The following is a 13,742-nucleotide window of genomic DNA, read 5'->3' as shown; positions in this document are numbered from 1 at the left end:
AGAGGAGTTTTTCAATTCGTTATAGATCCCCGACTTCTTAAAGAAGTCGGGGATCTGAGTATTATGTTTTTTAAGTTGAGCTACTTAATTGTTCAATCGGATGATTACTTTTTATTAGCAATTAACTTTTGGTGTTGCTCTTGCATTTCTAAAAGTTCTGGAACAGTGACAAAGCTATAACCTTGACTGCGAAATTTAGCAATGATTTCTGGTAATGCTTGTACAGTTTGGGAGCGATTACCACCACCATCATGTAAGAGTACGATCCCGCCAGATTTTGCTTGTCTGAAGACATTGTTGACTAACCTTGGTACACCTGGACGGGAATAGTCAATTGAGTCAGATGACCACATAATAATGCCGTATTTTTTATTTCTAGCATGAGCCACCAACCCATTGTGCATCATACCTCCGGGTGGCCGAAACAAATTTGTTTTCACACCAGCAACGCTGTAAATTATGTTGCTTGTATTCTCAATTTCGTAAGCAGCTACCTTGGGATTCATGAAATGATACCAATGATGCCATGTATGGTTGCCAATGACGTGACCTTCTGCAACTACTCGCTTAAGTATATCTGGAAAGTTTTTAACATTGCGTCCAACGACGAAAAAGGTAGCTTTAACATTATTTTCTTTAAGAATATCTAATACTTGTGCTGTAGTTTCAGGCCAAGGGCCATCATCAAAAGTCAGCGCAATCACTTTTTTATCTGCGCCCAGTTGTGCTGATTTAATGGTTGCACCTTGAAAGCGTGGCGGTAAAGCATAAGATAAACCTTTAACTTGTGCTTCTTGCTGCCAACTGTTGAGCATTGTGGTTTTTAATCCTTCAATGCGCTTCTGCGTACCTCCTTGCGCTGCATTAGCAACATTAGAAACATTTATACTTTGTCTACTCTGAGCATCTGAAGTATTTGGTTTGATTAACATCATTAAACCAACACTCAAACTAGCACTTAAAGCAAACAGCACAACTAATATTCCTTGAGGCCACACCCACGACTTATTATTTTCCACTTCATAGCTCCTTTGAGTTAAGTTTTATTAGTCACTGTTTGATGATGATATTCCCAAGATGGAACATTGGATAATTTATATACCTAGGCAATTTCGGTTAATCCTGAAATTAGGCCGACTGATTTACAGAAATTAATTAGAAAATTTGAGTTCATAGGTGTTATAGATTGAACTTTCAGCTAGAGGATAGTAATTGTGGATGCTTAACCACAGCAAAGCCACTAGGGTAGGCTAAAAGCCCTCTCCCACTTTCTTCAGAAAGTTAGTTTGGCGAAGCCTTTACAGTCAATTAATTAGCAGTAAAACCTGCTATGTATCTGGGTATGAGACTTAATTTTTGTGCTGAACTCACCAGTCAACTGCTTTATTTCTATAGCATTTATAGAAAACAACAGTATGGAATATTAACTATACTGATCCAAATCAGATAATATTCTAGTTTTTACCTTTGATATCTAGCTATCAGGACATCACAATAATGTGATTCACTGTAGCATTAAAACTAATATTTTGTGTAACTCTTGCTCAGATAAATTAACCTCATCTATGATGGGAGTTGCTACAAAAAATGTTCCATACAATTATTGATTGCGGTAGTTTGTCTACCAGAAGTGGCAGAAAACTGTCAATTTTCAACTTGAACATACATATTCTAATGCTGACTCCCATTGTTACCTTGGAAAGAAAAAATTAAATTTTGAGCCGCTAAATACCAGCCTTTGCCTAATATCCAGCACATAGACGACACTCTGCTCAGGATAGTTTCTCATGAACAAGTGTCTGTGATTAGTTAAGTCATATACTCTTTCAATCCTGAGCATAAAACTATGTTATGAAAGGCTGAATTTCGCTTGTCACCATAGTACCGCTACGTGGTAGTTAAAACTTACAATACTGATAGTATGTGATTGGGCGGTTTAACTATTGGCACTTTTAGCTTTATTCTCGCCGTGCTGTACTAGATATTTCCGAGATGAATTAACCACAGCTTAACACTTGATATTGATGAAGTCTCAAATCAATGTAGGCTATTATATTATTAATATGAAAATTTAATATATGTGTTTACAGTATTTTTACGGAAATTAACTATAAACTTAAATTTTTGGGTATGTGCATTGAATGATTCCACAATTAACAGATTCAATTTGAACTTTTGTATTATCTATTACTTTAAATTTATAAGTAATTACTGCTATCAGGTATGTAAGTATAAAAACATTTCAATAAAATTCGTATTTCTTCAATATCAGAATCAGTTCAGTGGTTGAGCGATCGCTCAAGTTGAGTCTCAAGTCTCAGTTAAGCAAATCACACGCAATATGTAAGAGATAATTTTAGCACCAGTTGGCACAGTTAAGTTTATTTTCGCCAAACGACTAATATCACTCCCACCACAATCAAACCTAAACCTATTAAACGGGTGGGATAAATAGGTTCTTTCAAAATGAAGTAACCTATTAACACAGAAAAAACATAACCTATTGAGATAGATGGCCCGGCAACGCTCAGATTAACTCTAGTTAACAGCAAAATATAGGCTATAGCACCTAAAGCATAACAGCTTAATCCGATTAATAATTCAGGGGTAGTTATAATACTCAGAATGTGAGTAATAGCATTTTCTATATGAACTTTGCCTAATTTCAACGCTCCTATTTTTAAAAAAAACTGTCCGGCTACACTAATCAGCACTGATATTAACAATAAACTAAATTCTTGTGGAGTCACAAAATTACCTTTTTGATTTAATAAAAAGACTAAGTTTTCAGGAAATTAAATTTTCAACCTCTGACGAAATATTATTTTGGCGATACTTCTGAAACTTTCATCAAACCGCCAGTTTCTTTTAAAGTGTAGATAGGGCGACCTTTGACTTCTTCATAAATCCGTCCAATATACTCACCTAAAATACCAATAGAAATTAGCTGTACCGAACCCATAAAAAACATTGCAACTGTAATTAAAGTAAAGCCTATCAATGGCGAAGATGGGTCAAGCAATCGCCAATATAAAACTAATATTATCATTAACAAGGCGATACCTGCTGATAGTAAACCTAGATAAGTTGAGATTTTTAAAGGTATCGTAGAAAAAGCAATTATGCCATCCACAGCTAAAGCCCAAGACTTGCCAAAAGTGTACTTAACTTTGCCAGCAAAGCGAGGTTCTCGTTCAAAAGTAATCGCAGTTTGACGGAAACCTACCCAAGCCCGTAAGCCACGAATATAACGATTCCGTTCCGGCATAGTGTTGAGGATATCTACTACTTGCCTATCCATTGCACAGAAGTCTCCTGTGTCAGCAGGTATATCCACATTAGCCATCAGCCGCAGAAATCGATAAAAAATATAGGCAGTTAAGCGTTTTAGCCAACTTTCCTTTTTGCGAGATAAACGTTGAGCATATACTACTTGATAGCCTTGTTGCCACTTAGCAATCATCTTTAAAATTAACTCTGGAGGATCTTGCAAATCAGCATCCATCACGATGACGCATTTACCTTGCACAAAATTCAAGCCGGCTGTGACGGCAATTTGATGTCCAAAATTGCGAGCCAAACTTAAATAACGTACCCGACTATCATGATGGTGTAGTTCGCGGATGGCATTTAAAGAGCGATCGCTACTACCATCATCAATCAAAATTAATTCTACTTCGCCATCTAACTGTGCCATAACATGAGTCAAACGGCGATACATTTCAGTAATATTTTCTGCTTCGTTATAAATGGGTATTACTAAAGAGTAAATTGGCTGCTCCACAGGGTTTGTCTATATAAATGTAAAATTGATATAAATTGTTATATTTTCAAATTAACTGCACAATTAAAAATAATTTCCTGATGTGCAAATGAATAAAAAAAATTATATAGCGTTTCTTGTGTTATTGAGTAAGTCTTGTTAATGCCAATTTATTTAAATTTTCACACTATGCGTCTAGTCAAAGACAGAGAATGGATACTGAGCTTATTAGGGTTGTCTTTACTACTATGGCTGATATTTTTGGGCAACTCTCCTTTAAGAGATTGGGACGAAGGTACTATTGCACAAGTGGCGCGTGATATTTGGCGTTCCCCACTTGGCTCAATGCGTTGGCTGTATCCTACTTTAGCTGGTGAACCTTATCATAACAAGCCACCTTTAATACACTTATTAATTGCTGGGACTTACTCACTTGCTGGTGTTAATGAATTGACAACACGTTTACCTAGTGCGATATTAACAGCTTTGGGTGTACCTTTACTGTTCTTGGTAGGAAGATTATCTTTTAACAGCAGTTTACCAGCCTTATTTGCGGCGTTAGTTTATTTAACCATGTTGCCTGTAGTGCGTCACGGCAGACTAGCAATGTTAGATGGTTCGCTGATGACTTTTTTCTTAGTGGTGCTTTGGTGTTTACTGAAAGCGCGTCATCACCAACGCTATGCTTTGGGTGTGGGGTTTGGCTTGGGTTTAATTGCTCTGACTAAGGGAATGATAGTTTTATTGTTGGGGGGAATTGCTGGTTTATTCGTCTTAGTAAATAGACAATTGAATTTATTGAGAAATCCCTATTTATGGGTGGGGATGTGTTTAGGAAATGCTCCGGCGATCGCTTGGTATGTGGCACAATGGTTACATTATGGCGACAGCTTTTTACAAATCAATTTACAATCACAAACTTTTAACCGTTTGATAGAACCTGTTGAGGGTAATAGCGGCGCACCTTGGTACTATTTAATCGAAATCTTGAAATATGGTTTTCCCTGGCTGTTATTTTTGCCAGGGGGGTTATATCTAGCGTGGAAAAAACGACAGACTACTTGGGGTTGCTTGGTGCTTGTCGGGACAATTATATATTTAGTGACTATTTCCGTGATGAAAACCAAGTTACCTTGGTATGTGATGCCTATATATCCATTTTTAGCCTTAGCCATTGGTGCTAAACTAGCGGATATTTGGCAGCATGGTTATTTTCAACCGAGAATTTTGACAGGATTATTTATAGTTTTTGCGATTGCAGGTTTAGGAGGAGGCGTTTACTTTGCTACGAGTGATCCCCAGCCTGTGCTAATTGCCATGAGTATGGTTTTAGCTGTGAGTATGGGGATTGTAGCATGGTTAGTTAACAAGCGCGATCGCCGTTTTATTCCTGTGTTATTTTCTGGGATGTATGTAGTTTTAATTTTACTAATGAGTTCCCAATCTTGGATTTGGGAATTAAACGAAAACTTCCCAGTCAAACCCGTAGCGGAATTAATCCGCGCCCATGTTTCCCCAGGAACTAAAATTTATAGTTCTATTGCTTATAGTCGTCCTAGTTTAGATTTTTATGGCGATTGCCAAGTCATACCTGCAAGCATACCTGTTTTACAACAAATGTGGTTAAATAAATCTTATCTACTGTTAGATTCTACATCATTACAACAATTAAATCTTCCGATTAATCAATCTTTAGGAGAGGCAGAAGGCTTGATATTAATCCATCAATAAATAAGAATATATTGGTGATACCGTTTCTTCATATAGCTTGCGTGGCGTAGCCATAGATGCACTTTATTCTGTAATGTAGAGACTAGCCATGCTTAGTCTCTACATTATTTATTTTATGCAACTTCATAGATAATTGGTATTAGTTTTTGAGATTTATTTTCTCACAAATAGATATACATCATCACGCTGATATTGCAAATTAAAAGCTTGATGATTTTCCAACTTATTAACCAGGTTAGCTACAAACTCTTGATTATTTGATAAACCAGGGTTGCGAATACTTAGCAATATATAACTAAACTTGTCTAACTCCACGTTAGGAACAGCCGGATTTATTAACTCAATGATTTTTCTCTGGCTTAAATGAGTAGCAATTTCATCTGTAGTTAAAACGCTACCTGATGTTTGTACGAGATTGATAGCTGAGTGTGTAGCTTGCCAAGTATCTAACGATTGTAAATATTTACCTCCAAAATAGGTAAACTTTGCTAGACACAAAAATGTCACCAATGACCATAATATAATTGCTCTTTTAGTTTTTAGGAATACCCGACCTGCTGCTAAATTATTAATTACAGTTAACAATAAAAAAGGTAAAATTGGTAAAGAATATTGATGTAATAAGTCTTTTTGTAGTTGATAGTCTGAGAGTAAGTTGATGGCTAAACAGGGTATAGCACTTACTAAAGGAGTCATTCCTTGGGGTGAAATTCCCCAGGCTACAGGTGCAAATAGTAGCAATAAGTAGCCTATATTGTCTAATGAGAACAGATTTTTTAAAACAATTCCTGGTTGTAAAATTATATTTTTAGTTATTTCGGTGAGGGAGTTTCCTAAATAGCTGAATCGTGAAGCATAACGTTCTATAGTTGCGGCTTCACCACCGATTACAGGAATTATCCATTTATTAGCAATAATATACCAAGCAATACCACTAATAAGAGCGATCGCACCACATAAGCGTCGTTTTTCAAAAACAAGTAACCACACCCCCAAAGCAGCAACCGTCAGGGATAATATCGCCTTGCATCCCAACACGAGGAAGATACAGCCACAAAACCACCAAAGATTACCACTACGAGCCATCAACACTGCTGTTAAGAATGCAGGTAAAGCAATGACTTCTGGATGAAAATCAAACAAATTAACATTAAAGACTAAGGGATATAACAGATATACTACCGCCACAGCGATCGCTTGACTCTGTTTAAGTCCAGCTTGCATAGCTAAATACCATGTTGGCAAAGCACCTATAGCTAAAGCTATGGCTTGTATAGCTAATAGCCAATAAACACTAGGGTAGATTTTATATAAAATAGCTAGAGGATACCATATCCATGCTGCATGGTCTGCCAAAATATGGTAATTCGTAAAGGAAGAAATAGGCGGCTGTCCTTGACTAATTAAATAAGTTCCTTGATCAAATATTCCTAAATCAAAAGCAGTAGAATAAAACAGTATATGTCGTAAACTACTACAGACAAATAAAATCAAAGCACTCACCCCAATCATCCAATTGATCACATTGGGGTGATTAAGTTTTTTTGTCATATTATTTTTCACTAATTTGTTTATTCTGATTTTCTAATTGATTTTATACATACAATCGTGTATTTTCTCAATTATCTTTCATGACTTGGCAAAGTTTTTTGTGCCACCAATAAAATAGAGACACCAAACGGTAAACCAAAGCGACCCATCAAATAACGTTCACTGGCAAATAAAAATGTTAAAAATTGGTTTATAGGTTTAGTAGGTAATTTTAAGTCACTGCTAGCATCCTCAGAACTTTCCAGACGTAACCAATTCCGCAATAAACGCACAGTTGCCACAACAGGAAACAAAAAGATATTAAAGTAGCTACTGTAATGTACACTGTAGCCAGCTAACTTGACGATGTGTTTTAAACTCCTCAAAATATAGCGACGTTTATGATGATTTATTTCGTCGTGGCGACTCCATAAAAACTGATATGCGGGGACTGTAATTAATAACAAACCCCCTGGTTTTAACCTGGCATATAATGCTTTTAGTGCTGCTAAATCATCATCAATGTGTTCTAAAACATCGAGAATTACAATCAAATCATAATCATCAGTGAAAGGAATTTTATCAGGTAGGCTACCTAATTTTACTTGTGTGACTTGTCTCTGATTAGCAATTTGACAAGCCATTTTATCTAATTCCATAGCAGAAATTTGACCGTGACGAGATAGCATAACTAAATTGCCACCTGTGCCACAACCTGCTTCTAGAATATGAGAGTTTTTTGCTAAATTTAGTTGCCGAATAATTTTATCTACAATTAGACGACGACCGACAAACCACCAATGACTATCTTCTACTTTTGCAAACTGTAGGTATAACTCTTTGTCCATTTCTAACCTACCCATTGTTCTTGAGCAAATCCTACAGCTAGCCTAGTCATTAATATCACAAATACACCAAAGGTGAAATATCCTAAACGCGGATAGCGAGACAATAATACACCTATGGCTACATTCAAAGGTACGATACCATAGGCAAGGCGACTTAAAGATATTGTTCCGCCAGAAGCTAACAACAAACCAATCCCGCACAAGCCATAAAAGAAAGTTACTGGTGTGAGTTTTGCTCGAACATACCATAATACATAACCGCCAGCCAAGACCATAAAAGCATTGAGCAGGTGATTAATCAAGTGTTCTTCTATTAACAGCAACAACAATAAAACTAAAGTGTAAAATCCGTAGACTATCTTTGCTGAGTGCATATATTTACGGAAGTGCCATAAACAAAAGCCTCCGCCCACAATTATCGTAAATATTAAAGGATGCCAAGGGTCGTTAATCAAGCCAGATGAGTTACGCAACCAACCAAATTGCCAGTTTTTTGCACCTACAACAATTTGCATCAGCATATTTAACCAACCTTGCCAATCAAACCCCAAAGAAGGCCGCCAACCTCGCTGTGCAGCAATAAAAGCTAAAGGGTGATGAAAACGAATAAGACAATACAAACTAAATAGTAATACGCCAGTGGCAGTTGCTAAACTGGCAATGTAAGCAATTGGCGGTTTGCGTTCCTTCCAAGTTGCAATGATTAATGCTGGAATTAACGCCAAACCTGTGGGGCGTGTAGCTGTCGCCAACGCACCCCAAAGTGACATCCAGCCATACTGTTGTTGATCAAAAGCCCGTAATGTGGCTGTACTCAAAAATAAATATAATCCTTCGGTGTAAATTACTCCTGTAAACATTGAACTGGGATACCAACAAAGGACAGCAGTACCCCACTGCGCTACTCTCACGCCATAGCATTTTTTTAGCCATAAGTATAAACAGTAAAGTGCTGCTAAAAATGTCAAGTTGTTGATTAACAAACCTGCAACTTCAAAGGATAAACCCAACTTCATCAATACCCTGATACTGAAGGGAAACAGGGGAAAGAAGGCGAGATTGTGTTGTTTTCCATCATTGACGAATTGATAACCAGTGGTAGCGATCGCCCGATAATGGCTACCATCCCAAGCATCAAACATTCCCCAACCCCAACTAGATAAAATGTTTGTGGGTGATGATGGTAAATGGGGCGCAACTAACAAAATACTTATCCATATTAAAATCCGGCTCAAAGACCACATCATTACCGGAAAGAGAAAATCATTATTCCATACAGCTTTTGTCATCAATATTTGCACTTTGTCCATAGGCTCTAGTCGTTTGAAAAATTCCCTCATGTATTGTTTGTTATTGCCGATGCTGTTGGTATTTAACAGTGTTATTTTGTACTAATGTCTATCACATTTTTCAGAGCAAACTAAACATTAACATAACTATGTTTTTTTGGTAAAATTGACATCAAGCATTGAGTATTCAAATATTTTAACCAGTATCCTAAACATTTTTTGGGTACACACAAGTATTCAAATACACAAAAAATTACATAAAAATAGGAAATAACCCCAGCTAGATGATGAATAAGTATGAGTCAGAATTTCTAGGTATAAGCGATTTCTAGCTGATATTGGTATATTTATTGTGGCGATCGCTGTTCTGAATGAGTCCGAAGCAATTTATAGTGAGAGTTATCTGTCAATAATTAAGCAATTGTGAAAGCTATAACTCTTATTGGTTCGACCGGCTCAATCGGTACTCAGACTTTAGATATTGTCACTCAGTACCCAGATCAGTTTCGGATTGTGGGATTGGCGGCTGGTAGCAATGTAGAAATGTTAGCTGCTCAAATTCGCCAATTTCGACCCAGCATCGCCGCCATTTCTGCCGTAGAAAAACTGCCAGCACTCCAAGAAGCTATCAAAGACCTTGATCCCCAGCCTATTTTACTAGGTGGTGAAGCAGGAGTCATCGAAGTAGCTCGCTATGGTGATGCGGAAACAGTTGTTACAGGCATCGTAGGTTGTGCTGGGTTACTCCCAACCATCGCCGCCATTGAAGCAGGTAAAGATATTGCTTTAGCCAACAAAGAAACTCTGATTGCTGGTGGCCCCGTAGTTCTACCGTTAATCGAAAAACACGGCGTAAAATTATTACCTGCCGACTCTGAACATTCAGCAATTTTTCAATGTCTGCAAGGTGTCCCAAAAGGCGGCTTGAGGCGGATTTTACTGACTGCTTCTGGGGGTGCTTTTCGGGATTGGGATGTAGCTAGATTAGCAGAGGTGACAGTTGCCGATGCTCTCAAACATCCTAACTGGTCGATGGGGCGGAAAATCACCGTAGACTCTGCAACTTTGATGAATAAGGGTCTAGAAGTGATTGAAGCACATTTCCTGTTTGGGTTAGATTACCAAGATATCGATATTGTCATCCATCCCCAAAGCATTATTCACTCGCTGATTGAACTGCAAGATACTTCTGTACTGGCGCAACTAGGCTGGCCGGATATGCGCTTACCGTTATTGTATGCTTTATCTTGGCCAGAGCGCATCTACACCGACTGGGAACGCCTAGATTTAGTTAAAGCTGGTAATCTTACCTTCCGTGAACCAGATCATCAAAAGTATCCTTGTATGCGGTTGGCTTATGCTGCTGGTAAAGCTGGCGGTTCGATGCCGGCGGTGTTGAATGCGGCTAATGAGCAAGCGGTGGCTTTATTCCTCGATGAGAAAATCAAATTTTTAGATATTCCTCGGTGTATTGAATGGGTGTGCGATCGCCATCAAAATGATAACTGTGCCAATCCTTCCTTAGATGATATTTTGGCAGCAGATCAATGGGCAAGACAAGAAGCGATCGCCGCTACTAAAAAGTTAAATACTGACTCGCGTGTAATTTCTGCACGCAGTTAGTAGCCACAGACAAAAAACAGAGGTTTTCATCCCCATAAAATCAGCTTTTTTGTCTATTTATCACCCTGTTGTATTAGAAAGAACAAATACATAATGAGGATGGTGCATGAAACACACCACCCTCAGCACTCTTACATATTTCTTTATTGATAATTTTTCTATATATCTACGGAGAAATAAAAAACTTTTTAGTAATTTTGTCTAAAAAAATTGTGTTTTATCAGGAATAAACAGCCGATTGATTGTATACTCTAAAAGCAATAATTACTTAAAATTGTCCACCAAGTCAATAACATTTATTGTTAATAATAACACAACTTGCGAGGATTTTTTAAGTAATTTTGCGAAAAATAAAATTACAATTTACACGTAAATGCCCTTAACAAAAGGGAAAATTTCAGGAATTTATCTTTATGATTCCTACCTTAATTTTAGCTTGGATAGTCTTCATCATAGTTTGGAAGATATTAAAAGCAACTGTAACCAATGCCTTGACTATTGCGGCAATACTCATCTTATTAAATATTGGTTTTGGCATTACACCGCAAGATATTTGGCAACAAATTATGCAATTACTTCAAGCTGCCTCGCAGATTACAACTGGCAAGTAAATATTAAGTAGCTGACATCTGGCATTATCCTCAATCACCGTGGGGCGATGCACAGCCCCCCTAACCATATCTTTGATTTAGTTATTGTGCAAATTAGAAACCTTTGCTAAAGCATCTTTCACACTAGGTGGTAACTGACGCATAATTTTACCTCTTTCCCGGTCTAATGCCACTAATGTCACTTTGGCAGTCACAAATAATTGCTGTCCATCGGTGGAGACAATAGCATAATCCCAATTGATGCGGACACCCGTAACCTCATTCATCCGGGTTTTCAGCACGGCGGACATACCCAACTGAAGGGAGCGATGATAGCGTACAGAAAGTTCTACAACAGGCAAGTCACAGCCTAAAGCCACCAAATCAGCAAACTCGATACCGATAGAGCGTAAACATTCTACCCGTGCTTCTTCCATCCAAGTCAGATAAGTACCATGCCAGACAATACCCGCATAGTCAGTGTGATGGGGATGTACTTTGATAGGATATGTAAACCAAGTATCAAATTCATTAATAGAGGGAAGTTCAATGGCATTAGTTGGAGGTAATTGTGCTTGGTTGGATTTTTCTTCAGACATATTCAAGTTTGTTAGTAGGTAAAAGGTAAATTGTTTGTAGTAAGGACTTTAGTCCTGATTTTGAGGACTAAAGTCCTCACTACGAACTTAAAATAATATGCTAGTTGCGTCAGTCTTGACATTATAAAATAGTATAAACAAAAACCTGTAGAAACCTAAAATATCAAGTTTCTCCAGGTTTTAATAATTTGGTGACGACTATTTACTAAGACTCTGACTCTGGGGAAGATTCGGATTTTTCTGGCTTGAGTAAGGGGAAAGCAATCACATCACGGATACTGGCAGCATCAGTTAATAACATAACTAACCGATCAATACCAATACCTAAACCGCCAGTGGGCGGCATACCATATTCTAAAGCAGCCAGAAAATCTTCATCTACACCTTGAGCCTCTAAGTCACCGGCAGCTTTGCGGGCTGCTTGTGCTTCTAGGCGTTCTCGTTGGTCGATAGGATCAGTTAATTCTGAGAAACTGTTGGCAGTTTCCCGCCCAACGATAAATAACTCAAATCTTTCCACCAAGCTAGGCTGAGAACGGTGAGGTTTAGCTAGAGGCGAAATTTCTACAGGATAGTCAATCACAAAGGTAGGCTGAATTAAGTTAGCTTCTACCTTTTGTTCAAAGGCTTCATTTAACAGTTTGCCAATGGAAGGTACATCTTCTATACCTGTTAATCCGGCATTTTTACTAGCTGCCTTGGCTTCTTCCAAGGTTTGGAAAGAATTGAAATCTAAGCCAGTAGCTTCTTTAACTAAATCGTGCATTGTCACCCGTCGCCAAGGTGGTGTTAAATCTACAGTTTCGCCTTGGTAGGTAATTTGCAGCGTGCCGAGGACTTCTTGCGCCACAGTGGTAATAATACCTTCTGTGAGTGCCATCATATCGTTGTAGTCGGCGTAGGCTTGGTAAATTTCAATGGATGTAAATTCCGGGTTGTGTCGAGTCGAAATTCCCTCATTACGGAAAATTCGCCCCAATTCAAACACCTTTTCAAAACCACCGACAATTAACCGTTTGAGATGGAGTTCTGTAGCAATTCGCAAATACAACTCCATTTCCAGGGTGTTGTGGTAGGTGATGAACGGACGCGCATCAGCACCCCCAGCTTCACTTTGTAAAACTGGCGTTTCAATTTCTAAAAAATCACGTTGTTCCAAATAGCGACGAATTCCCGCCGTAATTTGGGCGCGACGGCGAAAAGTTTGCCGGACTTCAGGGTTAACAATCAAGTCCACGTAGCGTTGGCGGTATCGCTTGGCAACATCCGTCAACCCATGCCACTTGTCGGGTAGGGGCAGAAGGGATTTAGTGAGGATGGTGTATTGTTTGACGTAAACCGATAACTCGCCCTTTTCAGTCCGTTTGACAGTACCTGTGACTCCCAGGATGTCCCCTACATCTGTGAGTTGTTTGAGATGATTAAAGGCATCGGCATCAACCTCTGCCATGTTTTCCTGAATGCGATTTTTCTCCAAATACAGTTGAATTGTGCCTGTTTCATCCTGCAAGGTGAAAAAAGCCAATTTACCGAAAACGCGACGCGCCATAATGCGCCCAGCAATGGCGACTTCTAAATCAACTTCTTCGCCACTGGGTAAATCGGCAAATTTTTCTTGCAATTGGGCTGCATGATGGGTAGATTCCCAACGATAGGCGTAGGGGTTAGTCCCTAGCTGCTTGAGTTGTTCTACTTTCTCCAGCCTAGCGGCACGGATATCTTCTTCCGACATGGTAACGAACTAAATAGGGCAAGATTAATTATAAATG

The 13,742-nt window shown here is 38.4% G+C and carries 11 protein-coding genes; 3 read left to right on the top strand and 8 right to left on the bottom strand.

Going from position 1 to position 13,742, the window contains the following annotated elements:
• Positions 1-104 precede the first annotated feature (104 nt).
• The 3 genes from AACS98_RS07595 to AACS98_RS07585 all read right to left on the bottom strand — a co-directional run bounded on the left by AACS98_RS07595 (position 105) and on the right by AACS98_RS07585 (position 3,784).
• Positions 105-1,019 (bottom strand): polysaccharide deacetylase family protein, encoded by a 915-nt coding sequence (locus AACS98_RS07595; RefSeq protein WP_066377874.1) that lies wholly within the window; start codon positions 1,017-1,019, stop codon positions 105-107.
• A 1,362-nt stretch (positions 1,020-2,381) separates the two neighbouring features.
• On the bottom strand, positions 2,382-2,750 hold the full coding sequence (locus AACS98_RS07590) for an EamA family transporter (RefSeq protein WP_066377872.1): 369 nt from the start codon (positions 2,748-2,750) through the stop codon (positions 2,382-2,384).
• A gap of 71 nt (positions 2,751-2,821) precedes the next feature.
• Positions 2,822-3,784 (bottom strand): glycosyltransferase family 2 protein, encoded by a 963-nt coding sequence (locus tag AACS98_RS07585; RefSeq protein WP_066377870.1) that lies wholly within the window; start codon positions 3,782-3,784, stop codon positions 2,822-2,824.
• 168 nt (positions 3,785-3,952) lie between these two features.
• Between AACS98_RS07585 and AACS98_RS07580 the strand changes: the two genes are divergently transcribed.
• Positions 3,953-5,494 carry an ArnT family glycosyltransferase gene (locus AACS98_RS07580; RefSeq protein WP_066378199.1) on the top strand — a complete coding sequence of 514 codons (1,542 nt, stop codon included), beginning with the start codon at positions 3,953-3,955 and terminating at the stop codon, positions 5,492-5,494.
• A gap of 153 nt (positions 5,495-5,647) precedes the next feature.
• Here AACS98_RS07580 and AACS98_RS07575 read toward each other — a convergent pair whose 3' ends face one another.
• The 3 genes from AACS98_RS07575 to AACS98_RS07565 form a co-directional block, all read right to left on the bottom strand.
• Positions 5,648-7,045 carry a DUF2079 domain-containing protein gene (locus AACS98_RS07575; protein WP_066377868.1) on the bottom strand — a complete coding sequence of 466 codons (1,398 nt, stop codon included), beginning with the start codon at positions 7,043-7,045 and terminating at the stop codon, positions 5,648-5,650.
• A gap of 71 nt (positions 7,046-7,116) precedes the next feature.
• Positions 7,117-7,872, bottom strand: coding sequence for a class I SAM-dependent methyltransferase (locus tag AACS98_RS07570; protein WP_066378198.1), 756 nt, complete (start codon positions 7,870-7,872; stop codon positions 7,117-7,119).
• Between the two features lie 2 nt (positions 7,873-7,874).
• Positions 7,875-9,182 carry a mannosyltransferase family protein gene (locus AACS98_RS07565; protein WP_066377867.1) on the bottom strand — a complete coding sequence of 436 codons (1,308 nt, stop codon included), beginning with the start codon at positions 9,180-9,182 and terminating at the stop codon, positions 7,875-7,877.
• Positions 9,183-9,584: 402 nt separating this feature from the next.
• Here AACS98_RS07565 and dxr point away from each other — a divergent pair, with 402 nt between their 5' ends.
• On the top strand, positions 9,585-10,784 hold the full coding sequence (gene dxr, locus AACS98_RS07560; protein WP_066377866.1) for a 1-deoxy-D-xylulose-5-phosphate reductoisomerase: 1,200 nt from the start codon (positions 9,585-9,587) through the stop codon (positions 10,782-10,784).
• Between the two features lie 413 nt (positions 10,785-11,197).
• A complete protein-coding gene (locus AACS98_RS07555) occupies positions 11,198-11,395 on the top strand; it encodes a hypothetical protein (RefSeq protein ID WP_066377865.1) in 198 nt (65 codons plus the stop codon).
• Positions 11,396-11,472: 77 nt separating this feature from the next.
• On the opposite strand, the gene AACS98_RS07550 is transcribed toward AACS98_RS07555, so the two are convergent.
• A complete protein-coding gene (locus AACS98_RS07550) occupies positions 11,473-11,973 on the bottom strand; it encodes an acyl-CoA thioesterase (RefSeq protein WP_066377858.1) in 501 nt (166 codons plus the stop codon).
• Between the two features lie 205 nt (positions 11,974-12,178).
• The gene (gene lysS / locus AACS98_RS07545; protein WP_066377856.1) at positions 12,179-13,705 is read right to left on the bottom strand and encodes a lysine--tRNA ligase; all 1,527 of its coding nucleotides are present in this window, start codon (positions 13,703-13,705) and stop codon (positions 12,179-12,181) included.
• Between the last annotated feature and the right edge of the window lie 37 nt (positions 13,706-13,742).

Origin of the sequence: Anabaena sp. CA = ATCC 33047, from assembly GCF_963870205.1 — a bacterium.
GTDB lineage: Bacteria > Cyanobacteriota > Cyanobacteriia > Cyanobacteriales > Nostocaceae > Trichormus.
Note: the sequence above shows the minus strand (reverse complement) of the source record. Positions and strands in the feature narration are given on the sequence as shown.